Origin of the sequence: Slackia heliotrinireducens DSM 20476 (assembly GCF_000023885.1) — a bacterium.
Classification (GTDB): domain Bacteria; phylum Actinomycetota; class Coriobacteriia; order Coriobacteriales; family Eggerthellaceae; genus Slackia; species Slackia heliotrinireducens.
Window position 1 is genome coordinate 2,712,329 of sequence record NC_013165.1, and the last position, 23,522, is coordinate 2,735,850.

Here is a 23,522-nt window from a genome sequence, read left to right on the forward strand (position 1 = left end):
GGTCAGCAATGGGCACGCGGAGCGATTGTCCGCGCGCCCATTCTCAAACGTTTGTATTTTACGACAGACTATCGGAATCAAACCTCAGCGTATAGTCAATTAGATGAGGCTGACTCATGGCTGTCGTTTCGGCTTGAACCGCCAAATCTTCATCGAGCGCAGAGACCGGAATTTCGAATACTGAGTTCCCGCTGGTATTCACCGGGTAGTATTCTGTACCGTCAACGATCATCAGGTCGTAGTTCGGAGAGGACCACACGATGGTAGCCGTCATGGTTCCGTCTTCGTCGATGTCGATCCATGTCGGGCTCGCGACAGATGCTCTGCCAGTGCCGCCCGACATCGAAACGGCGATTCGATGTCCTCTTCAGCCTTCGATGCTCTCAAGCGCAGCTGCGGTATGGGCGACATACAGCTCCTGCACGGCAGGAATCTCGCCCAGGCCCATGACCTGCGTCTCGATGTTCTCAAAAGAACCGGCATCCGTGAACATGCTGACCCAAGACTCCGGATCCTCCGGATCGGCCATGTCGTTGTTGGCATGGTCACCAGCAACCACCATCATGGGACGCAGCCACACCGTGGAATATCCGCCCTTCTCAACTTCGCCGATAACGACGCTGCATTCAGTTTCTTCAGGCTCGCCCTCGACGGTACCGATGAACACGTTCTTGTATCCCAGTTCGTCCATCGTAGTCTGCATCTGGCTATACGTTACGTTCGCCTCGTGAGAGGTTCCATGACCCATAAGAACCAGCGCGGCGCCGTCTGCATCCATCTCCTCGACGCTGGCGTATCCAGCCTGGGCGACAGCCTCGGCGACAACCGCTTCAGCCACAGCCTTCTTATCGTCATTGATAACAGTGGCGTCAGCACCGACTTCGCCCAGCAGCGGTTCGGCGATGACAATGTTCATCTGATCGGCATAGGCCTCAGTAGCCTCAACGAGTTCGTCGTATTCGGCACCATGCATGAGATGCGTCGGCTGGATGACCAGATTCTTCACGCCGTTGTCTGCAGCACGCTGCAGCGCTTGGTCGACGTTGTCAATGGCCTCGCCGTCACGAGCCATAATGTGGTTCAGGATGATCTGAGCAGTAAAGGCACGGCGAACCGACCAATCAGGGAATGCGGCCTGGATGGCACGTTCGACACCACCGATGTCAGCAACACGGCTGTCGTTGAAAGACGTGCCGAAGCTTACGACAAGAATCTCGTTCTCTCCGATTCCGTCCTGATTCAGAGGATCGTCCGCAGAGGCATCGCCGGTATCGAGAGCGAAGTAGTCGCCTTCTTCGACCTGAGCCTTCTGATCGTCGGACAGAGCGTCCCAAGCTGCCTTCGCTGCAGCACAGTCGTCAGCGGTGGTTTCGGTCCATTCCTGAACCTGAATAGCTGCGATGAGCTCGTCGACGTCCTCCGGGGTAACCTCGGTGGTTGCCGCCTCTTCGGTAGTCGCTGCCGGTTCGCTAGTCGCCGCAGGCGCCTCTTGTTCGCTGGTCGTAGCCGCATCGTCGGTTGCGGGCGTCTCTTCGGACGCACAACCCACGCAGGCCATGGCCAGCAGCGCTGCAATTGCCGTTGCAGCAAAATATTTTACGAAGCTTTTCATTGGTTTCTTCCTTTCCTTACCTTGTCAAGCCTTCGTTACCATGGTTGCTATTCGGATTCTGGTGAAGACACTGTCACCGTATGGTCGTACCACACGCCTTTTGCGCCGAGGATGGCCACATCAAACGGCTCATCAAGGGCGGGTACAGGGACATCGAATCCGAACACTTCCTCTTCCATGCCATCGTCATAAGTGACGACGTCGACCGTAGGTTCGAGTAGATTGCCGGCATCAACCTCCGCCTCCGCAGCAGTGCCGACATACAGGTTGACTATCTTTTTCGAAACAAGGCTGAAGTGCACGACCATGCTGCCGTCTTCGGAAACGGTAAGCACACCCATGCCGTCACAAGCCTCGTTTACATGGAACATGGAGCTGTCCGTGTCCACTTCCACCTCGTACTCGCCGGGCTTGAGTTCCGACGGATTGGCGCCGCCCTCACCTTCCGCAACGGATTCGGCATCAGAAGCGGCCGAGGAATCGGCCTCAGCTGCCTGGATAGGTTCATCAGCATCTACAGTCTCTGCGTCGGGCGCAGCGGTGTCAGCCGCCGCGCATCCCAAGGCGCAACCCAGCGCCAACGTAGCAACGCAAATCACAACCCTTTTGAAAGCCCTCTTCATAGGACCCCTTTCCCAAACGCGCAATCGCGCAGGAGTCTGAACATGCCGCGATAGCATCAGCACGTCAGTATGTATGGGGAAAGGGATAGCAAAGCAAGCGATGCCAAGGCATCACGTTCGCCACATCGAAAAGCTCCGCCGGGGTTCACAGCGGCCTCAATTCGAAAGACAGGTTGGGCATTCTGACTTAGCGACTGCCTTACAGTAATGGCCCTTGCTCGGGATTCTCACCCGATTTCCCCAACGCGTCCGCATGCGCGGTACGCACACTGTCTCCTGTGCAAGTATTTACATTAGGGAGCAGTATACCCCTTTCTCGGAAAAGAACCTGCGGATGCAAGAAATGCCCCGCCTATCCCCTCTTTGACGCTTTTTGACGTGAGGTCAGACACAAAAACCTTGCAAAGAGCCATTTCAACCGATTTAACAATGGCAAACGCCGCCTCCATATTGATTTGCATAGAGGCTCTACCGGCCACTCCCCCTCTGCCCATCAGGATAAACGCCAAGCAGGCCGCCGTACATGCCCTCGAAATGCGACACCAGCTCGTCCAAGGGAAGGTCCCCGTACTCCCCCGCCAGCCAGCCGAAATAGGCGTAGGTGACGCCCGATGCGATCATGTCGGCCGTCAGCTCCAGGCATGTTCCACACAAGCCCGGAACATGCATCAGCTCCTCCTTGAAAATATGGCGGAACGCGTTGCGGAATCGACCTCTGAATAGCTCGAACCCGTCTTCTTTCGCCACGAGCCTGAAAAATCCGATCTCCTGGCGCATCTGCTCGGTGGCCGCTTCGAACAATCCCGCAACATCGGTTTCGCCTGATTTGGAGCTGTTTTCCAGAATGGCCGAGGTCATCTCGTCCACGTATTCGCAAAGGATGTCATCGACCGTATCGTAATGCGCATAGAACGTCATGCGGTTCACGTTCGCCCGCTGAGCTAGCTCCTTCACGGTCACGCTGGACGAACCCTTCTCCTGGACCAGGTCGATATAGGCACGGCGCAACGCGGTACGGTTTTTTACAAAACGCAGGTCATGAGAGGTTTTATACATAATGTCACCGCTGTTTTTCATCAATTTCCAATCATATGATGCTTAATTATCATATGCCTATTTATTGCTCATTGGAAGGAGCAGACAGCATCCGTACAATGGACCGAAGCAAGCGGAACACGCAACCGACCGGCCGTCCTGCCTGCGGTTGCGCAAAAAAAACGAAGGCTGCAGGGCTGTTTGACACCTCGAATTCCACCTGCGGCCGCATAAGACAAGGAGGCTTCCATGGGCTATTTCATCGCAATGTTGGTTGCCGGCTACCCAACCGGCGACTGTCTTCCGGAAAACTTCATCCAACACCTCACGCCAGGTGCGCCGGATTTCGCATTCACGCTGACCGCCGTGATTCTTGCCGTCGTATTCGGCCTGCTCGTGTACATCATCCCCATCATTTTGACGGAGACCGAGCACATCCAGCCCTATCCGCTGTGGCTCCATTGCTTCTACTGGGCGGCGGACTTCATGGGCATCTGGGTATTTCTGCATGCGTTTTTGACCAACGACCACTTCTACATGTTCGGCCTGCTCGCAGTGGGCGAAGCCATCTGGGTGGCCATGGAGACCTACTGCCTGCAGCGCGCCATGACCTATGAGCGCGACCTCAACTGGAATCCTGATTGGGGCTTCCGCAAGCGCCTGACGAACATCATCCTGCTTATCGTGGCGTTCTTCGTGGCGCTCAACCTCCTGCGCGTGGAGCTGCACGACCCCACAATGTGGAAGTTCTGGATCTTCACCCAGGTGCTCATTACCATCGTGCCTGGTCTGGAGCTTGAAAAGCGCGGCTACCGGCTGGGCAACGCCCGTATCCTGAACATCGTGTTCATCTGCGTGGCCCTGGTCTCCTTCAATCCGTGGTGCAACATGTGGATGGCCATCGCGCCGGATTACTTCTCGCTTGATGTCAATCCCTGGTACTACATCATGGGCGTCGTCTGCCTCTTATTCTCCATCCGCGGCGCGCTCATGTACGAGAAACTGCCCGCCAAGCCTGCAACCGTGCAGGCCACCGGCAAAAAGCCGCTTCTGAAATAACGAACCCCTCCGGTAGGCCCGGCGAATCACAGTTCGCTTTGCGTACGGTACGCCTCCCTCAAGACCTCCGGAATACAGGAGAAGATGCAGACGGCAAGCTGCACCGGCGTAGCTTCGAAATCGCCCCGCAGCCAATCCACCACGCTGCCGACGTTGCCATGGGCGAAGTGTCTGGCCTCGAAGGCCATTTCCCGAGAAAGCTTGGGAACCCCCAGGTGACGCCGCAGCGCCGTCTCGTTCGCCTGAATGCTGAACTCCAGAAGATACCGGTAGATCGAATTCTGGGAATCCTCCTCGAAGGCGCGTCGGTAGAAATCCCGGCGCGCCCACAGGCGCCTGTGGGACTCTGTGTAGAACTCCAACGTGTAGGGTTGCGCGTTTTCCGACGCCGCCAGATGGTCCTGCTCGAACACCCACGCCACCAGGTCGTACTTGTCTTTAAAGTGGTAATAGAACACTCTGCGCTCCACGTGCAGCCGGGCGCACAGGTCCGCCACCCGCACCTTCGACAAGGGCATGCGGGCCATCATGGCCTCCAGCTCGTCGGCGAACATGCGCTTAGTGTCTCTCGTGGCGACCATGGTAACCCCTTTCTCTTCATAACCGTACATATTAGCAGTATGTACGGTAAATTACGAGTGCATCCACGGTAGGATGATCCCAGAAAAGCAAACGGAGAGAAGGAGTCCACCATGCACTTTACCGAACCTGTATACCGCAACCCCTACTGGCCCACATGGCCGCTGCTTGAGATCACGGCCGGCTGCACCCACAACAAGTGCAAGTTCTGCACCATGTACAAGGGGGTCCGCTTCGACGTGCGTTCGATTGAGGACATCGAGGCTGACCTGGCGGAACTGCGCACGATGGTGCCCCACGCCCGCACCATCCAGCTGCTGAGCGGCAACCCTTTGGCCCTGCCCTACAGCCGTCTGAAGCCCATCCTGGAGAAAATCAACGAGTATCTGCCCGACATGGAATACGTTTACACGGCCGGACGCGTAACCGACCTGCGCAACAAGACCGTCGAGCAGCTTCGCGAGCTGAAAGAGCTCGGCCTTCGCGAGGTCTCGCTGGGTGTCGAAAGCGGCGACGACTGGACCTTGGATCGCGTCAACAAGGGCTACCACGCCGAGGACATCATCGAGCAGTGCGGCAAACTCACCGAAGCCGGGATCGACTTCTGGATGTCGTTCCTGAACGGCGTGGCCGGCCGTTCGCACAGCCGCGACCACGCTATCCATTCGGCTGAAATCTTCAGCCAGTGCAAACCCATGCTCGTGGGCACGGGCGGCCTTACGCTGTTCCCCGGCACGCCGCTTTTGGAAGAAGCGCAGGCTGGCGAGTTCGACCCGCTGAGCGAGCGCGAGATGCTCGAGGAGCTGTTGCTGTTCGTGGAGAATCTGACCTGCGACTGCAAATTCATCACGCACCACACCATCGGCGGCGACAACCTTTCGGGTCCGAACTTCCTTGCACGCAAGGACGACATCATCTCGTCTCTGCGCGACGAGATCGACCATGGCGACCTGGAAACCTATGCCGCCATCAGGAGGAACAAGGTCACGCTGTAATGATGCACCGGCCGCCTACGACTTAGGGTGGAAACGGTCCGGATCGTTATCGACAAGGGCTGCTGGATCGAAGGAGCGAATCAAGTCCAGCAGCTCTTGCTTTTTATGCACGTCCACCTTGGCGTAGATGCGTTTGATGTGGGTCCGCACGGTGTTTTCGGAAAGCCCTAAGGTCGCTGCGACACCTGGAATCGTGTCGCCGCGGGCCATGGCTTCGGCCACTTCGGTCTCGCGGGCCGACAGTTTGTACTGCCTTGCGAGCAGCAGGCACTGCTTGGACACGCGGTCGAGGTAAGGCGAGTCGTCGCGCACGCGTTCGGGAGCCTTGTCCACGGCCACGCCGGCGCTAGCGCGGTTGCGGGTGGCCGTTGCGCCAGAAAGCATGAGCTCGATCTTGTCGGCCTGGATGCGGCTGGGCGAAAGCGCCGCCTTGAAACCGCCTTGTACCACGAAGAACATGAGCGCCAGCAGGTACATGGCCACAAACGAAATGGTTGTGTAGGGGTCCATTCCGAACAGCTTCACATCGCCTGCGACCATGCCCGCCAGAAACCCTATGTCATGCAGCAGGTACACGATGCCCGCAACCCAACCGTACACGAACGTCGGGTTGATGCCGCGGTCGTGGGAAGCCTGCGAACACTGTGCCATGACCAGGACGGTTGCGCAGACATACAGCGCGTACAGGGCGCCTGCAAGCCCCACCAGCAGGCTGTCACCGAACACCGGCAGCAGGAAAAACGCCGTGACGGCGAAAGGGAAGAACACCCGGAAAAACATCGTGATGCTGATGCGCAGCGGCCGCGATTGCCACACGAACAGGACCGCAGCGGCGCCCAACAGCAGCGCCACCATGGAAACGCTGTTCACTACAAGCGCCGCCGATGCCCTCTCAAGCGCCAGCGAACGCGCGATGCCGCAGGAAAACGCCAGCGCACCGATGCTTACGGCGCTTCGCCAATAATCCTTGAGCAGCTGCTTCGACGCCTCTGGATGGCTGCGGGGGCTGTCGGACAACATCCCCTGGGAATGGTCCACGTCGCGCCAGCTCAACACGATGCACAGCGTGTATACGGGCATGAACACCAGAGGGATGAGAAACGTCGTGATGGCCACGGGGATCACGAACAATGCAAAATAGATGACGGGCGCGATCAGCGTGCCGATGATCAGGTTTCGGTTGCCGATACCCGCCTTCTCGGAGGCGAACACACGCTGCCACGCCACGTTGAAGGCCGCCACGCCGAAGCCGATCAGGCATCCGGCCAAGCAGCCGAGCAGCATCATGTGCCCCGGAACATAGATGCTGGCGATAAGAAACGTCCACCCCGAAAGGCAGGAGACGACCGCCGATCGAATCGTGTTCGCCCACACCCGTTCGCTGTTGAAATACACGTCGCACGCACTTGCGAAGAAGCACACCGCGAACGCGAGCGACTGGGCCACGAAGAAAACGGTGACGAAGCCTTCCACTTGGACGGACTCGGGAAGAAACGGGAACACGCCGCCCCACACGACCGTCGCATTGGTCGCGAGAAACAACGCATAGCCCAAGCACGCGATGACATGATGCTTGTTGGCTCGCAAGAACGAAACAGGGTCTTTCAACACCGAAACATCGAGCACCTGCAGCCCTCCTTTTACCGCTTGCGAACCAGCAGCCCTCCTTGCGAGAATATGATACGTAAAGATTGACACCATCAAGCCGAAAATGAAAGAAATCGCACGTTATCGGCTTAAGTACCCAAAAACGGGTGACAACGGAAACGGGCGTTCGGCGCTATGGTGTATGTGCTCGTTCACGGGTCTGACAAAGCAGACGGGGGAAATATGGACGATGCAGAAAAAAGGAGGAAACATGACGAACGAAAAAGACACCGCCATGTCGCGGAGGACCTTCGTTAAGGGAGGAACCCTCGCAGGGCTCGCTTTCGCAGGCAGCTCCGCACTGTTCGCTTGCTCTCCCAGCGCGAGCGAACCGGCACAGGACGAGGCCGAAACCGGCGAAGCGCCCGTCGAAGGTGCCGAGGAGACGGTCACCTGGTCCCACTGCCACGTCAATTGCGGCGGCGCTTGCCCGCTGCGCCTGCATGTGGTCGACGACGAGATCGCCTGGGTCGACAATGACACCAGCGGCAGCCCCGAGTTCGGCGCCTACCAGCTGCGCCCCTGCCTGCGCGGCCGCTCCATCCGTCGTTGGATCAACGGCGAGGACCGTCTGAACTACCCCATGAAGCGCGTCGAGGGCACCGCCCGCGGCGAGGGCAAGTACGAGCAGATCAGCTGGGACGAGGCTCTGGACATCATCGCCAGCGAATTCACCCGCGTGAAGGAAACCTACGGCAACGAGGCCATCTTCATCCAGGAGTGCTCCGGCGTCGAGCAGAACGTCATGATGAACAGCCCGTTCTTCCGTCTGTTCAACCTGTTGGGCGGCGAAACCAAACGTTACGGCAACTACTCCAACGCCGGCATCAGCTTCGGCGCTTTGCCTTACACCTACGGCGGCGGCTGGGCGGCACGTCCGTTCCACTCCATCGCCGACGGCGAGCTGGTGGTCATGTTCGGCAACGCCCCTGCAGACACCCGCATGGCGGGCGACGGCGCAGGCTACGACCTGAACGTCATGCGCGAGCAGAAGGGTGCGAAGATCATCGTCATCGACCCGCGCCGTTCCGACATCGCCGCCAATCAGGATGTCGAATGGATTCCGATCATGCCCGGCACCGATGCCGCGCTGGTCGCAGGCGTCGCCCATGAGCTGATCGCCGCCGACCTTGTCGACCTGGACTTCCTGCACACCTACTGCGTGGGCTACGACGAGGAGACGCTGCCCGAAGGCGCCCCTGAGAACAGCTCCTACTACGCCTACATCATGGGCACCGGCTACGACATGGTGGAGAAAACCCCTGCTTGGGCCGCCGCCATCACGAAGGTTCCCGAGGCCCGCATCATCGAGCTGGCTCACCAGATCGGCGAGGCCAAGCCCTGCTTCATCTGCCAGGGTTGGGGCCCGCAGCGCCGCACCAACGGCGACTCCGCATCCCGCGCCATCATGCTGCTGCCCCAGCTGGTCGGCCAGGTGGGCAAGCCCAACACCAACAGCGGCGCCCGCGAAGGCAACGGTGGCTTCTGGATCGACACCTTCCCCGAGAGAGACAACCCCGTATCCGCCCGCTTCCCCAACTTCCTGTGGCCCGAAGCCATCGACCACGGTCACGAGATGACCGCCACCAACGCCGGCATCATCGACGGCGACGGCCTGAAGAGCGACATCAAGTTCCTGGTCAACTACGGCAACAACATGATGGCCAACCAGAACGCCGATATCAACACCACCACCGACATCCTGAAGGACGAAAGCAAGTGCGAGTTCATCCTGCAGTACGACGTGGTGTGGAGTGATTCGTGCAACTGGGCCGACATCGTGCTGCCCGACCTGACCCCGCAGGAAACCTGGACCTGGTCCGTGCAGGGCGAATGCAACGATTCCCTGGGCGTGTGGTTCGGCCGTCCTTCCACCAGCCAGAAGTTCGAGCGTCGCGAGGTATACGAAGTCTGCGCCGACCTGGCCGAGCGTCTGGGCGTCTACGACGAGTTCACCGACGGCGGCAAGACCCGCGAGGACTGGTGCCGCGAGCTGTACGAAGCCTGGGCCGCCGACAACCCGAACGCCCCGCAGACCTTTGACGAGGGCCTGGAAATGGGCATCTACAAGGAAGAGATCGAATGGTCCGACGGCGGCACCGATCCCTTCATCGAGGACCCCGAAGCGAACCCCCTGGAAACGGCCACCGGCAAGATCCAGGTGTACTCCCCCGAACTGGCGGAAATGGCCGAAACCTGGGAACTTGAAGAGGGCGAGTCCATCTGCCCGATTCCCGCATACCTGCCCGGATTCGAGAACGCCGAAGGCGTGACCGACGAGTTCCCGCTGTGCATGGTAGGCTACCACACCAAGGCGCACACGCATTCCAGCTACGCGAACAACATGATCATCCAGGACGCCCATCATCACAACGCCTGGATCAACCCGATCGACGCCGAAGCCCGCGGCATTGCCAACGGCGACGCGGTGCGCGTCAAGAGCGCCCATGGCGAGATCGAGATCGAGGCCCGCGTGACGAACCGCATCATCCCTGGCTGCGTGGCCATTCCGCAGGGCATGTGGCATAAGGCCGACATGCAGGGCGACCGCATCGACTTCGGCGGCTGCATCAACACGCTTGCCAGCCGTCGCGCAACGCCGGTCGGCAAGGCAGTTGGCGCACACAGCGCCGTCATCGAAGTCACGAAGGCGTAAAGGGGGACATCATGCAATACGGTTTCTATTTCGACGGCACGCGCTGCACAGGCTGCAAAACCTGCGTCCTGGCGTGCAAGGATAACAAGAATCTCACCTCCGAACAGGCATTCCGCCAGGTGTATGAGTTCGAAGGCGCCGATGGCTTCACGGCGGACGACGCCGGATGCTGGACCGTCGGCAGCTTCACCTACTACGTGTCCAGCGCCTGCAACCATTGCGCGACCCCGGCGTGCGTCGAGGCATGCCCCGTGGGCACCATGACGAAGCACGAGGACACGGGCCTGGTCTACAACGACCCCGAAACCTGCATCGGCTGCGGCAGCTGCGTGAATGCATGCCCCTACGGCGCACCCCAGGTAGACACGGAAATCCAGAAGTCCATCAAGTGCGACGGCTGCCACGCGCGCGTCGAAGCCGGCGAAATGCCGATCTGCGTGGCCGCCTGCCCGCAGCGCGCCCTGGAGTTCGGCGACATCGAGGAGCTTCGCGCCAAGTACGGCGACACTGCGGCCATCGCTCCGCTTCCCGACCCGTCACAGACCACGCCCAGCGTGTGCATCAACCCGCCGGTCTGCTTTGTGGACTGGTCCGAGGCCGACAAGGGTACGGTCGTGAACGCCATGGAGCTTCGCGCCTAACTCAACTACAATAGCCAATGCGGCAGCGCCTCCCTCCACGCTGCCGCATTCGGCACTACCGCATGCCGCCGGCATGCACGGCGGCACCGCCCGATCGGCGCCGTTTCGAACTGACCAGGAGACGATGAACGTATGCAGGAGTTCGGATTCTATTTCGACGGCACACGCTGCACAGGTTGCAAGACCTGCATGCTCGCCTGCAAAGACTACTATCATCTACCCTCGGATCTTGCTTTCCGGCAGGTGTACGAATACGAACTGCACGGCTCCTGGACGCAAGACGCGGCCGGCTGCTGGACGGTGGACGGCGGCGTCTACTACGTATCAACGTCCTGCCAGCATTGCGGAAACCCCGCCTGCATCAAGGTCTGCCCGACAGGCGCCATGCATAAGGAAGACAACGGCGCCGTGCTCGTGAACACCGAGCGATGCATCGGCTGCGGCTACTGCCACCTCTCCTGTCCGTACAACGCCCCCAAAGTCGACCGCGAAGCGGGCCATAGCGTCAAATGCACCGGTTGCTTTGACCGCGTTCGCGCAGGTGAGGCACCCATTTGCGTAGCCGCCTGTCCGCAGCGCGCCCTTGGGTTCGGGGAATTCTCCGAGTTTTCCCGAAGCGAAGGCACTGTGCGCGCCATAGCGCCCCTTCCCGACGAAGACGCCACCGATCCGCACCTGGTCATACGGCCGCCTCGCCATGCTGCCGCGCCCGACACCGATGCAGGCTTCGTGGCCAACCGAGACGAGATAGTGTAGCCCCATGGGACTTGGACTTCATACCGCACTGCAAGAGCTGTCGCTCATCCTGTTCACCACCCTCACGCCTGCGGGGGCCTTCGCCTGCATGCTGCTCGCATTGCTGCAGATGGGAAGCGCGCCCAGCGATGCGCAGCGCACCCGCTTGCGGCACATGATGGGACTTCCCCTTGTGGTGTCGACGGTGGGCATCATCGCCTCGTCGACGCACCTGGGCACGCCCGCCAACGCGCTCTACGTGATCACGGGAATCGGGCGCTCGCCGCTGTCCAACGAGGTCGCCTGCGTGCTTGTGTTCCTGGTCGCGACGGGCGCGTTCTGGCTGTATTCCTTCTCCATCAAGCCGAATGCGATCTTGATGAAAGCCCTGGGGACGGCCGTCGCGGTCTTGGGGCTCGTGTGCGTGGCAGGCATCTCGTTTGCCTACGACCAGGAAACCATCGTCACCTGGACAACTTGGATGACCCCCGTTGGCACCGCCCTTGGCGGCTTGGCCTGCGGAATTCCTCTGTTCCTGCTGACGGCGCACCTGGCACAGGCCTTCGACGCGATCGAGCGTATGAAAAAGCCCCTGCTCGGCATCGGTATAACGGCCTTTGCATCCAACACCGCCTGCGCCATTGCGCAGTACGCGGCCGTTTCGGGCATGTCCAACGAATTCCTGAGCGTTTCCGAGCTGGCGCCTGCCTACCCGGCGTTCATCGCGACATACGTGCTCTGCACTACCTGCGCCTGTTATTTGTGCGGCATGACGCTTCTGACCAAGGGGGCTGTAGACGAGGTAGCCGCCCGCACGCGCGGCAGGCGGCTGCTGCTTGCGACAATCCTCGCCGCGCTCGGGTTTTTCTCCCTGCGGTTCGTCTTTTACATGGTCCACATGACCGTCGGCATCAGCTTGTAGCGAAAGCGCCCGAACCTGGCACAAAAGGGGTGCGGGACGCCCGCACCCCCGCGTTTTCGTGTTGTCCGTCGGTCGAACCTACTCGAAATGACGACGCACGCGCCCAGGATGGTCCAGACGATAGCCGCCCAGCTCCTCCATGCGCGCACGGAACGCATCGCTTGCCAGCACCTCAAGCAGCGCCTGCACCATGGGCGTATCCCACGCGTAATCGGGAATGAGCAGGTCATACTGCTCTTCACACACAGGAACGAACCCCAGGCCGTACATCTTGGCCGCCGAGTAGATGCCCATGCCGGCATCGGCCGACCCCGCCTCCACCAGGGCCGCCACCGCCGTATGGGTGAACTCCTCGTGGTCGTAGCCGTAGATGGCGCCCGTGTCGATGCCGTCGCGCTTGCACACGAAATCGCTCAGGATGCGGGTACCGGAACCCTTCTGACGATTCACGAACCGGCGTCCCTCGCGGGTCAGGTCTGCCAGGGACTGAATGCCCAGCGGATTGCCCGGCGCCACCATGAGGCCTTGCTGGCGGTAGACGCACTCCACCTGGCGCACGCCGCCTTTGGGGAAATGTTTCTCCAGGTAGGGCTCGTTGTACGTACCCGTTGCTTCATCCAGCAGGTGGATGCCGCCGCAATGGTTCTCGCCGCGCTTGGCGGCCACGATGCCGCCCATGGACCCCACATGCGTGGACGCCACCGACAGTTCGGGATTGGACTTATGGATGAGCTGAGCGATCTCGTCGATCAACGGGTCGTGGCTGCCGATCACCACCAGCGACCGCTCGATATCCGCCAACGGACGCAGCAACCGCACGTCGACCTGGTCGCCCGCCTCGTACCCTTCGCTGTTCTGGGGAATAGTCATGATGCCGTCGGCCTTGACGAAGGACGTCACCACGCCTGCGCCTCGGGACAAAGGCGTCGCCACCAGTTTGTCGCCCACCTTTCCCACACGCACGCGCACGAACTCTTCGTACTTAAGCGACGACGTGCACGGGCGCGCCAACGTGGCCTTGACCCGGTCCCCACCGGGCGTTGAGCAGCCCAGCAGCTTCTCGATCAGCGGCTTGACCATCTGCTCGATCACGATGATGCCGCTCACGGGGTAGCCAGGTACGCCCACGATGGCGGTGTTCGCAGCGCAGCCCAAAATGGCGGGTTTGCCCGGCTTCATGGCGATGCCGTGGTAGAGCACCTCGCCCACCGCGGCCACGACGCGGGACGAATAGTCGTCACGTCCGGCGGAAGACCCGGCGTTCAACAGCACGATGTCGCATTCCGACACGGCTTTGACCAGCGCTTTCTGCACCAGGTCGGGCTTGTCGGCCACAATTGGATAGGCCACGGGATCGGCGCCCCACTGGCGCACCATGCCGGAGAAGATCGTCGAGTTGAATTCCATGACATCGCCGGGTTTGGGGTTGGCGCTGGGTTCGACCACTTCGTCGCCGGTGGGGATGATGCCCACCCGAGGACGCGCGATGACACCCACCTGCTGCACGCCCGCCGCCAGCATGGCGCCCATGGCGGCCGGCTCGATGCGCACGTTCGACGTCAGCAGCATCTCGCCTGCGCAGATGTCTTCGCCGATCTGACGGACGTTGCCCCACGGGGCAATCGACGCATGCAGGATGACCGGGCAGGTCCCCAGCTCGTCGATGCCATGGCCCTCTTCGAACACGACGTCTTCGATCATCACCACGGCGTCGCAGCTCTCCGGCAAAGGATCGCCTGTGTCCACCACGATGTAGTCTTCAGGCTGTACGGTCACAGGCGTGGTTGCGGTGGCACCGAAGGTCGCTTTTGCCGCCACGGCGATTCCGTCCATGGCACACGCGTGGTAGTGCGGTGCCGAAATGGCCGCATACAGAGGCTCGGCCGTAACCCGGCCCAAAGCCTCACCCACCGGCACGTATTCCTTCCGCGGGGCGAAACCACGCTCATCCAGAGCCGCCAAAAATCCCGAAACGGCCTCATCCAATGCGACATTGCTCAAATACTCGAACGCCATGGTTGGTCATACCTTCTTTCTAAAAGCCCTTATCAAGCCCGTACATTGCATTGCCCTATGAGAACATCCGCACGTCCACTTCGGCGCCGGCGGCCAAACCCTCAAGATTGCGGCCAATGGCGAAAAACCCGTCGGCACGGCTGAGCTGCGAGATGAGCCCGGATTTCCCGCGGATCGGCACCGCCGTAACCTGCCCGTCGCGTTGCTCAAGACGCACGGGAACCAGCTCGCTGCGGCCATGATTCGACGGAACGCCCGCGGACAGCTTCGCCGCCACGGACAGGGCCTTCCGGTCGCCTGCCAGAAGCGGTCGCACCAGCTCGAGGAACATGAAGTAGGCCGCCACGGGATGCCCAGGCAGCCCGAACGCAGGCACACCGGCCACATCGGCGCACATGGTAGGTTTGCCTGGTTTGACGGCGATGCCGTGGAACAGCATCTCCCCCAGTTCGGACAGCACCCGTTCGGTGTTGTCCTTCCGCCCGGCCGACGACCCGCCCGACACAAGCACCATGTCGCAACTCTCCAGGGCCGCACGCACGGTGGCAAGCAGGACGTCGTACCGATCAGGCACGATGGGAAAACGGGTCACGTGAGCACCGCAAGCCTCTGCCGCCGACGCCAGCACCGGCGCGTTCACATCGCGCATCTGCGATGCCACGGGCACAGCATCCGTCGGCACAATCTCGTCTCCGGTTGAGATGACGCCTACGTTGACCTGCTCATACACCTCGCAATTGACCATGCCCAGGCTTGCCAGCGTACCCACGTGGTGCGGCAGCAACGTGGTTCCTGCAGAAATGAGCACCTCGCCAGGCTTCACATCGTCGTTCTCGAACACGATGTTGCCGCCGGGCGCCACGGGCTTCGCCACGCCCACGGTTCCGTCGCCGTACTCCTCGCAGTATTCCAGCATGACCACGGCATCGGCTCCGTCAGGCACCTGGCCGCCGGTGGGAATGCGCACGCAGGTCCCCGGCGAGCACGCCATTTCGGGCTTTGCCCCCATGTCCACTTCTCCCACCAACGTCAGCAGCGCAGGCAGGGCGTCCGAACAGCCGAACGTGTCGGCAGCCACAACCGCATAGCCGTCGACCGTCGAACGGTCGAAAGAGGGAACGCCCTCCTGAGCCACCACATCACGGGCCAGCACGCAGCCTGCCGCCGCATCAAGCGGCACCTGCCGCACGCCGCGGCGTAGCGGGAAGAACCGATCGGCCACAGCCGAGCGCGCGTCATCCAGAGACACGACTTCCAGCATCTAGCACCTCCTCACGCCGAGCGCAAAGACCCGGCAAATCGTTCATACAACCCGTCATCCCAGGATCGCCGCGTAGGCGAACAGGGCTGCCAATATACAAACGGCCACCCGCAAAGGCGTCCTTAAACTCCTGCTCAGGCCGACGTCTTTCAACAGCGATTTCATGCCGACACAGATATGCCAGGCCAGCACTGCCGCCAGCACCGCCAAAGCCAGTCTCGGCACGAAGGGACCCGCCGCGAAGGCGCCCGGGTTCCGCATGCATACCACATGCACGGCCACCGCGCCGGCCAGCAGAACCCCCGTTACCCATTTCAGAACCAGGTGGCGCTTCTTGTTGATGCTGGGCGGAAACTCCGTGTCGGTCAGCTGCTCATAGCTGGTCACGACGCACAGCATCGCATGCACGGCCACAAGCCCCACGCCGATCCACACCGCCACACGCATGACCTGCGAATACGCCACCGACGGCGCAAAGCTGCCCAACAGCCCGTGGATCAGAAAGAAGCACACGACGACTGCGGTCACGACGCCGTTGGCGTGCCGCGACTTCGTACGCGGATGGGTCCTCCGTCCGTTCCGTTCGGCCATGCCCGGCGCTCCGACGGGTTACAACCAGCGGTAGGCGGTAGACCTGCCCGCGCCCAGCTTCTCCACCTCGCCGGCTTTCACCATCTTGCCCAGCGCGTTTTCCACGGTGGCTTCGCTGATGTCAGTGTTCGCGTCCAGAATCTGCCGCTTGGTCACAGGGCCTGCCGCCTGCCGGACGAAGGCTCGCACCCGCTCGGACTTGCCGCTGGGCGCATTGGCCGCCGCGTCCACGGCGTCGAAAAGGCGGCCGTACACCTTATGCAACAGCTCGAGCCAGTAAAGCACATAGGGCGAGTAGTCGTTTGCACCCCGATCCCAACCTTCCACGCTGCTGTTGAGGGCATCGTAGTAGGCCATGGCCTCGTCTTCGATAGTACGGTCCACGCTCATGTAGCGGGACACGTCGAAACCCGCCTTCCTCATCAACAGGTCGGCTAACAGGCGCGCGATGCGGCCGTTTCCCTCGTCGAAGGGGCGGATGCACATGAAGTCGACGGTGAACACGGCGGCCTGCACCAACGGGTTGCCGGCGGAAACGGCGAAGGTATCTGCCAGGCTGTCGCAGGCGCCGCCTAACACCAACGGGGTCTCGAACGCCGTAATGGGGCTTACCGGCACCGCCTGGGAATGACCGTCCACCTGTACATATATATAGTCTTTCTTACGGTAGCGGCTTTTGCGGCCCAAATTGCGATGGCCGTACAGCGTCTCGAACAACTTAACCGCCGTCGCCGTGGTCAAGTCGAACGCATCCGGATCGGCGTTTATGAGCGCCAGCGCGTTGCCGTAGCCGATAACCTGCCGCTCGGTCTCGCCCACAGGATCGGCGCCTTCCATCAACTTGGCTGCACGGGCGGTGTCAATGGGAAACCCCTCGATACGCGTGGATGCAGCAACGCTGTCCGCCAAGGCAACCGCCTTCAGCGGCTCCAGCAGCTCGGGGTGCATCTGCTCGATCACACCGAGCTTTCCCCTGTCTTCATATACCCTCATATGTGCGTCGGCGATTTTGCCGCTGTACAGTTTCTGAGGAAGATGACCGTAGTCGAACGTACGCATACAGACCTCCTGCTTTGCAGTGCAGGCGCCTTATTCGCCAGGCGTCGTTTTTCCCTTGCTTTCTGCCTAGCATAGCAGACGGGAGGATGCTTTGCCTTATCCATATGTCTCATTTAGGCAAAATCAAACGATTTTTCTGCCTAATCCAGAAAGACATTTAGGCAATCTGGGGTATGTTGCCCATGGCTAACTCACAAAACCCGTTTTTTCTGCCTATCGTGCGTGCTTTAATACCTTCAAGGGGAAATTCTATATAGAAGGGGGAATGTCTATGGCTAAACAATTAGTCGTGGATCCCAAGAAGTGCGTAAGCTGCCGCACGTGCGAGCTGGTCTGCTCGTTCAAGCACAACGAGGAATTCAATCCACGCCTGTCCAATGTGACCGTCTTCCATTACGAAGATGCAGCCATCACCGTGCCGATCATGTGCATGCAGTGCGACGAAGCCTGCTGCGCGGCCATCTGCCCCACCGGAGCGCTCAAACGCAACGCAGATGGCGTGATCACCCACAATGCCGACAAGTGCATCGTCTGCAAGATGTGCGTGAGCGCCTGCCCGCTGGGCAACATCTCCTACTCGGTCGCCAAGAAGAAGGTTTTCAAGTGCGACCTCTGCGACGGGGAAACCTGGTGCGCCGTGCACTGCCCCACCGGCGCCATCAGCGTCATCGACCCTGATGAGGCCCTCGATAAGAAGAAGCTCGCCGCCGACAAGCTCAAGGCGGCCGTCGAGGAGGTGTCTGCATAATGACTCGCGGATACGGATGGATCGGAACAATCCTTCGCGTCAACCTGACCGAAGGCACCATCAAAAAAGAGCCGCTGAACATGCAGGATGCCAACGATTACGTCGGCGCCCGCGGCTTGGGAACCAAGTACTACTGCAACGAGGTCGATCCGAAAATCGACCCCCTGTCGCCTGAGAACAAGCTCATCTTCATGACCGGCCCGCTCACCGGCACGGCCGCCTGCTCCGCCGGCCGTTACGAGGTCGTCTCCAAGGCCCCGCTGACCGGCATCATCGGCGCCGCCAACTCCGGCGGCCACTTCGGCCCCGAGCTGAAGTACGCCGGCTACGACGGCATCATCTTCGAAGGCAAGGCCGACCATCCGGTCTACCTGCACATCGACGATGAACTGGTCGAACTGCTCGACGCCAGCGATCTGTGGGGCCAGGGCGTGCACCCGGTCACCGATGCACTGGAGGCCAAGCACGGCAAGGTCCGCGTGGCCACCATCGGCAGGCCGGGCGAACGGCAGATGCTCTATGCGGCCATCATGAACGACAAGAACCGCGCCGCCGGCCGTGGCGGCATGGGTGCCGTCATGGGCTCCAAGAACCTGAAGGCCGTCGTCGTGCGCGGCACGGGCGGCGTGAAGGTCGCCCGCCCCGAGAAGTTCATGGAGGAAGCCACTAAGGCCCGCACCATGCTTCGCGAACATCCCGTCACCGGCGCCGGCCTGGCAGGCTACGGCACGGAAATCCTGGTGAACATCGTCAACGAGGTCGGCGGTCTGCCGCTGCGCAATGCCCGCGACGGTGCCTTCTGGGACAAGGCCGACGACACCTCCGGCGAGCGCCTGGTGGAAACCCACCTGATCAAGAACCAGGGCTGCTTCGGCTGCACCATCGCCTGCGGCCGCGTGACCAAGATCGAAGGCAAGGGCGACCTTGACGGCTTCGGCGAAGGCCCCGAGTACGAAGCCGGTTGGTCCTACGGCGCAGCCTGCGGCGTGAACGACATCTCGGCCATCGTCAAGGCGAACTTCATCTGCAACGAGGAAGGCATGGACCCCATCACCTTGGGCTCCACCGTCGCCTGCGCCATGGAGCTCTTCGAAATGGGCGCCATCCCCGAGTCCGACATCGGGTTCCCGCTGCGCTTCGGCGATGCGGAAGCCATGGTCAAGCTCACCCAGATGTGCGCTGACGGCGAAGGCTTCGGCAACGTCATCGGGCTGGGCTCCTATCGTCTGGCCGAAAAATACGGCCACCCCGAGCTTTCCATGTCCACCAAGAAGCAGGAAATGCCGGCTTACGACGGCCGTGCCATCCAGGGCATCGGCCTTGAGTACGCCACTTCCAACCGCGGCGGCTGCCATGTGCGCGGCTACATGATCGCCCCCGAGGTGCTGGGCATCCCTGTGAAGATGGATCCGCAGGTCACCGAAGGCAAGGGTGCCATGCTCAAGACCTTCCAGGACTTGACGGCGCTCTGCGACTCCACGGGCATCTGCCTGTTCACCACCTTCGGCATCGGTCTGCCGGAAATTGCCGGCCAGTACCGCGAGGCCGTGGGTTCGGACGAAACCGACGAGGAGATTCTGCTGAAGGGCGAGCGCATCTGGAACCTTGAAAAGCGCTTCAACATCGAAGCCGGCGTGGAGAAGGACACGCTGCCGCCGCGTCTGCTGCGCGAAGCGCTGCCCACCGGTCCCGCGAAGGGCAAGGTCAACGAGCTCCAGACCATGCTGGCCGACTACTATGCGGCACGCAACTGGACGGCTGACGGCATCCCCACGCAGGAGAAGCTCGACGAACTGAGCCTGACGTACTAGTTGAGAAACGGCGGCCGGATTGATCGGTTGATCCGGCCGCCAGCTCCGAGGTCCTGCCGGCAGACGCCGCCTGCGCAAGCGGCCGGCATCTGCTGGCAGAGCCTCGGAGCTGCTTGCTGCTTACCGTCAACTCAATTCACCATCCGAAGGAAACACGGCCTATGCTCGTCAAGTTCTTCGCAACATATCGGCAGATTGCCGGATGCAAATCCTGCGACGTACCTGCGCCGCAGGATGTTCTTGCGCTTATGGAAGAGCTTTCCAAGCGCTGGCCGGAGTTCCGCAACCTCATCCTGAACGAGGACGGCACCGACAAGGGGGACGACGTCATCATCATGGTCAACGGCCGCCACATCGAGCATCTCGAAGGCGTGGCCACGCCCTTGACCGAACAGGACTACGTCGCTGTAACCCCGTTGGTCGCCGGTGGATAACGCCTGGTAAAAGCCGTACTTTCTCCAGGCATCGGAAACGAGGTACCTATGACCGAAAAGGACCAGACCTCGAAGGTTAAAGAAATCATCGAGGCATATCCGGCCGACCAGCGGTTTGCGCTGGCGGCCATGCAAGACATGCAACACGCATTCAACTACATTCCCGAAGAGGGCTTGGCGGCGCTTGCCGAATACCTCGGCTGCCCCCAGGCCCAACTCTATTCGATGGCCACCTTCTACAAGGCGCTGTCGCTGACGCCCAAAGGCGACCACATCGTCAAGATCTGCAACGGCACCGCTTGCCACCTGCGCGGATCCATGAATCTGGCCACCGAGCTCAAGCGCGACCTGGGCGTCGAGCCCGGCGAGACCACCGAGGACGGCAAGTTCTCCGTCGAGCTGGTCAACTGCCTGGGTTCCTGCGCGCTGGCCCCCGTTATGGTGGTCGACGGCACCTACCATAACAAGCTGCGCGTCGAGCAGATTCCCGGCATCATCGAACGCTACGCTGCCGAGGAGGTGACGCAGGATGATTAACGGCACCGAGAAGATCCTTGTCTGCTGCGGCACGAGTTGCATCGCCAACGGCGCCCTGGACGTGGCAGACGCCATCGAGCAGGAACTTGCCGCCCGCGGCATAAACGGCGTGGAGGTTTGCGTCACCCGCACGGGCTGCTCCGGCGAATGCGAGCAGGGACCCATCGTCCGCTTCATGCCCCGCGACCTGATGTACTACCGCGTGACCGTGCGCGACGCAGCCGCCATCGTGGATTCGCTTGAAGGCGAACCCGTTAAGAAGCTCCTGTTCAAGAAAGACAAGCAGTTCTTCGAGCACATGGACGACAACCCGTTCTACGCCCTGCAGCACAAAGTCGTGCTCAAGGACGTGGGCATCATCGACCCGCTGTCGCTGGACGACTACATCGCCCGCGGCGGCTACGAGGGCCTGAAGCGCGCCCTTAAGATGACCCCCGACGAGATCATCACCGAGGTCGAGAAGAGCGGTCTGCGCGGCAAAGGCGGCGCAGGCTTCCCCACCGGGCGCAAGTGGCGCACCGCCGCCGGCTACGACGTGTTCCCCAAATACATCGTCTGCAACGGCGACGAAGGCGACCCCGGAGCATTCATGGACGGCTCTACCATGGAGGGCAGCCCCCATGCCGTGATCGAGGGCATGATCATCGGCGCGTTGGCCATCGGGGCCGAAGAGGGCGTACTCTACATCCGTGACGAGTACGCACTGGCCCGCGACCACATCCAGCACGCCATCGACGACGCCTATGCGGCGGGCATCCTTGGCGAATCCATCCTGGGCACCGACCACAAGCTGGACCTTTCCATCGTCCGCGGCGGCGGCGCCTTCGTCTGCGGCGAATCAACCGCACTGATGGCATCCATCGAAGGCCGCGTGGGCGAGCCCCGCGCGAAATACATCCGCAGCGTCCAGCGCGGCTTGTTCGACAACCCCACGGTTCTGAACAACGTGGAGTCGCTGGCATCCATCCCCACCATCCTGCGGGACGGCGGCGAGAAATACGCCGAAATCGGCACCGACAACTCCAAGGGCACCAAGGTGTTCGCTATGGTCGGCAAGGTCAAGCACACGGGCCTTGTGGAAGTTCCCATGGGAACCACGCTGCGCACCCTGATCTACGACATCGGCGGCGGCATCATCGGAGACCGCCCGTTCAAGGCCATTCAGACCGGCGGTCCTTCCGGCGGCTGCATCCCCGAAGAGCTGCTGGATCTGCCCGTCGACTTCGACACCTTGGTGGAATACGGCGCCATGATGGGATCCGGCGGCATGATCGTCATGGACGACCGCTCCTGCATGGTGGAAGTGGCCCGTTACTACGTGGACTTCCTCTGCGAGGAGAGCTGCGGCAAATGCACGCCGTGCCGCGAGGGTTTGCGCCAGATGCGCGCCATCCTGACCGACATCTGCGAAGGCCGCGGCAAACCCGGCGACATCGAGCTTTTGGAGCGCATCGGGCACACCATGCAGGACGCATCCCTGTGCGCACTGGGCCGCACCGCCCCGAACCCTGTTCTGACCACCATCAAGTTCTTCCGCGACGAATACGAGGCGCACATCGACGGGAAGGAATGCCCTGCCGGCGTCTGCGCCAAGCTGACCCAGTTCGCCATCGAACCGGAAGCCTGCACGGGCTGCGGCATGTGCATGCGCGCTTGCCCCGCCGGCGCCATCTCCGGCGACCGCCGCGAGCCGCACGTCATCGACCCGCACCTGTGCATCGCCTGCGGCAGCTGCCGTGAGGCCTGCCACTTCGACGCGGTGCTGACCGAAAGGAGGCCCGCATGAGCGAGATGATCACCGTCACCATCGATGGCATCGAATGCACCTGTGAAAAGGGCGAATACGTTTACGACGTGGCCCGTCGCAACGGCATTAGGATACCCACGCTGTGCCGCCACGACGCCTTCGCCGACCACCGGGCCTGCTGCCGCATCTGCATCGTCGAGGTGGAGCAGCGCGGCCGCACCAAAGTGGTCACGTCCTGCGTCTACCCCATCGACGGCCCCTGCGAAATCCGCACGAACACCGAGCGCATTCTTGAAGAACGCTCCGTGCTGCTGGCGCTGCTGGGCCATCGCGCCCCTGACGCCGAGGTCATCGGCAAGATGAGCGGACGCCTGGATATGAGCGGGTTCGACCGCTTCGTCACCATCGACAACGAGAAATGCATCCTGTGCGGCCTGTGCGTGCAGGCCTGCAACAGCCTGGGCACGGGCGCCATATCCACGGTCAACCGCGGTGTGGACAAGAAGGTCGACACGCCTTACGACAAGCCGTCCGAGTTCTGCGTCGGCTGCCTCAGCTGTGCCAACGTATGCCCCACGGGCGCCATCGGCTATACTGAGACCGACACGACCCGCACCATCTGGAACCGCGAGTTCGACCTGGTACTCTGCAAGGAGTGCGGCAAGCCCATGGGCACCGTCGAATCGGTGCGCCACGCCGTCGGCGCCGAAGGCGACTTGCCGGAAGTCTGCGACGAATGCCGCAAGAAGAAGCTGGCCGACGAGATGATGCGGACCTACCGCTACGTGTAGTCGACCGATACGATGAACCCGAA

At 61.3% G+C, this 23,522-nt stretch carries 22 protein-coding genes; 12 read left to right on the forward strand and 10 right to left on the reverse strand.

Annotation, left to right across the window (positions count from 1 at the left end):
* Positions 1-58 precede the first annotated feature (58 nt).
* The 4 genes from SHEL_RS12020 to SHEL_RS14590 form a co-directional block, all read right to left on the reverse strand.
* The gene (locus SHEL_RS12020; protein WP_126513827.1) at positions 59-274 is read right to left on the reverse strand and encodes a hypothetical protein; all 216 of its coding nucleotides are present in this window, start codon (positions 272-274) and stop codon (positions 59-61) included.
* Between the two features lie 93 nt (positions 275-367).
* Positions 368-1,612 carry a sirohydrochlorin cobaltochelatase gene (locus SHEL_RS12025; protein WP_012799554.1) on the reverse strand — a complete coding sequence of 415 codons (1,245 nt, stop codon included), beginning with the start codon at positions 1,610-1,612 and terminating at the stop codon, positions 368-370.
* 47 nt (positions 1,613-1,659) lie between these two features.
* Positions 1,660-2,235 (reverse strand): hypothetical protein, encoded by a 576-nt coding sequence (locus tag SHEL_RS12030; RefSeq protein ID WP_012799555.1) that lies wholly within the window; start codon positions 2,233-2,235, stop codon positions 1,660-1,662.
* A gap of 468 nt (positions 2,236-2,703) precedes the next feature.
* Positions 2,704-3,291, reverse strand: a complete 588-nt coding sequence (locus SHEL_RS14590; RefSeq protein WP_169304525.1) for a TetR/AcrR family transcriptional regulator — start codon at positions 3,289-3,291, stop codon at positions 2,704-2,706.
* A 228-nt stretch (positions 3,292-3,519) separates the two neighbouring features.
* Here SHEL_RS14590 and SHEL_RS12040 point away from each other — a divergent pair, with 228 nt between their 5' ends.
* Entirely contained in the window at positions 3,520-4,329 is an 810-nt protein-coding gene (locus SHEL_RS12040; RefSeq protein ID WP_012799557.1) for a hypothetical protein, read from the forward strand.
* Between the two features lie 26 nt (positions 4,330-4,355).
* Here SHEL_RS12040 and SHEL_RS12045 read toward each other — a convergent pair whose 3' ends face one another.
* The gene (locus SHEL_RS12045) at positions 4,356-4,910 is read right to left on the reverse strand and encodes a TetR/AcrR family transcriptional regulator C-terminal domain-containing protein (protein ID WP_012799558.1); all 555 of its coding nucleotides are present in this window, start codon (positions 4,908-4,910) and stop codon (positions 4,356-4,358) included.
* Positions 4,911-5,021: 111 nt separating this feature from the next.
* Between SHEL_RS12045 and SHEL_RS12050 the strand changes: the two genes are divergently transcribed.
* The gene (locus tag SHEL_RS12050) at positions 5,022-5,903 is read left to right on the forward strand and encodes a radical SAM protein (protein ID WP_012799559.1); all 882 of its coding nucleotides are present in this window, start codon (positions 5,022-5,024) and stop codon (positions 5,901-5,903) included.
* A 15-nt stretch (positions 5,904-5,918) separates the two neighbouring features.
* On the opposite strand, the gene SHEL_RS12055 is transcribed toward SHEL_RS12050, so the two are convergent.
* Positions 5,919-7,529: a LuxR C-terminal-related transcriptional regulator gene (locus tag SHEL_RS12055; RefSeq protein ID WP_012799560.1), complete on the reverse strand. Its 1,611-nt coding sequence runs from the start codon at positions 7,527-7,529 to the stop codon at positions 5,919-5,921.
* A 232-nt stretch (positions 7,530-7,761) separates the two neighbouring features.
* On the opposite strand from SHEL_RS12055, the gene SHEL_RS12060 reads away from it, so the two are divergent.
* The 4 genes from SHEL_RS12060 (at position 7,762) to SHEL_RS14595 (ending at position 12,504) form a co-directional block, all read left to right on the forward strand.
* Complete coding sequence (locus SHEL_RS12060) at positions 7,762-10,206, forward strand: DMSO/selenate family reductase complex A subunit (RefSeq protein ID WP_012799561.1); 2,445 nt, start codon at positions 7,762-7,764, stop codon at positions 10,204-10,206.
* A gap of 11 nt (positions 10,207-10,217) precedes the next feature.
* Entirely contained in the window at positions 10,218-10,847 is a 630-nt protein-coding gene (locus tag SHEL_RS12065; RefSeq protein ID WP_012799562.1) for a 4Fe-4S dicluster domain-containing protein, read from the forward strand.
* A 132-nt stretch (positions 10,848-10,979) separates the two neighbouring features.
* Positions 10,980-11,603, forward strand: a complete 624-nt coding sequence (locus SHEL_RS12070; protein WP_012799563.1) for a 4Fe-4S dicluster domain-containing protein — start codon at positions 10,980-10,982, stop codon at positions 11,601-11,603.
* A gap of 4 nt (positions 11,604-11,607) precedes the next feature.
* Complete coding sequence (locus tag SHEL_RS14595) at positions 11,608-12,504, forward strand: dimethyl sulfoxide reductase anchor subunit family protein (RefSeq protein WP_012799564.1); 897 nt, start codon at positions 11,608-11,610, stop codon at positions 12,502-12,504.
* Positions 12,505-12,582: 78 nt separating this feature from the next.
* Here the strand turns inward: SHEL_RS14595 and SHEL_RS12080 are convergent, their stop codons facing one another.
* The 4 genes from SHEL_RS12080 to SHEL_RS12095 are packed head-to-tail and all read right to left on the reverse strand — an operon-like array spanning position 12,583 to position 17,431.
* Entirely contained in the window at positions 12,583-14,520 is a 1,938-nt protein-coding gene (locus SHEL_RS12080; protein WP_012799565.1) for a molybdopterin biosynthesis protein, read from the reverse strand.
* Positions 14,521-14,575: 55 nt separating this feature from the next.
* Positions 14,576-15,781, reverse strand: a complete 1,206-nt coding sequence (locus SHEL_RS12085; protein ID WP_012799566.1) for a molybdopterin molybdotransferase MoeA — start codon at positions 15,779-15,781, stop codon at positions 14,576-14,578.
* Between the two features lie 54 nt (positions 15,782-15,835).
* Positions 15,836-16,372 carry a hypothetical protein gene (locus SHEL_RS12090; protein WP_012799567.1) on the reverse strand — a complete coding sequence of 179 codons (537 nt, stop codon included), beginning with the start codon at positions 16,370-16,372 and terminating at the stop codon, positions 15,836-15,838.
* A gap of 18 nt (positions 16,373-16,390) precedes the next feature.
* Positions 16,391-17,431, reverse strand: coding sequence for a Fic family protein (locus SHEL_RS12095; RefSeq protein ID WP_012799568.1), 1,041 nt, complete (start codon positions 17,429-17,431; stop codon positions 16,391-16,393).
* A gap of 271 nt (positions 17,432-17,702) precedes the next feature.
* On the opposite strand from SHEL_RS12095, the gene SHEL_RS12100 reads away from it, so the two are divergent.
* From SHEL_RS12100 to SHEL_RS12125, 6 genes are all read left to right on the forward strand, one after another.
* A complete protein-coding gene (locus SHEL_RS12100) occupies positions 17,703-18,179 on the forward strand; it encodes a 4Fe-4S dicluster domain-containing protein (RefSeq protein WP_012799569.1) in 477 nt (158 codons plus the stop codon).
* A complete protein-coding gene (locus tag SHEL_RS12105) occupies positions 18,179-19,990 on the forward strand; it encodes an aldehyde ferredoxin oxidoreductase family protein (protein ID WP_012799570.1) in 1,812 nt (603 codons plus the stop codon). Before SHEL_RS12100 ends, SHEL_RS12105 begins: the two co-directional genes overlap by 1 nt.
* Positions 19,991-20,151: 161 nt before the next feature.
* A complete protein-coding gene (locus tag SHEL_RS12110; protein WP_012799571.1) occupies positions 20,152-20,424 on the forward strand; it encodes a MoaD/ThiS family protein in 273 nt (90 codons plus the stop codon).
* A 48-nt stretch (positions 20,425-20,472) separates the two neighbouring features.
* A complete protein-coding gene (locus SHEL_RS12115; RefSeq protein WP_012799572.1) occupies positions 20,473-20,961 on the forward strand; it encodes an NADH-quinone oxidoreductase subunit NuoE family protein in 489 nt (162 codons plus the stop codon).
* Positions 20,954-22,747: an NADH-ubiquinone oxidoreductase-F iron-sulfur binding region domain-containing protein gene (locus SHEL_RS12120; protein WP_012799573.1), complete on the forward strand. Its 1,794-nt coding sequence runs from the start codon at positions 20,954-20,956 to the stop codon at positions 22,745-22,747. The genes SHEL_RS12115 and SHEL_RS12120 overlap by 8 nt, the downstream gene beginning before the upstream one ends.
* Positions 22,744-23,499 (forward strand): 2Fe-2S iron-sulfur cluster-binding protein, encoded by a 756-nt coding sequence (locus SHEL_RS12125; protein WP_012799574.1) that lies wholly within the window; start codon positions 22,744-22,746, stop codon positions 23,497-23,499. Before SHEL_RS12120 ends, SHEL_RS12125 begins: the two co-directional genes overlap by 4 nt.
* The last annotated feature ends 23 nt before the right edge of the window (positions 23,500-23,522 follow it).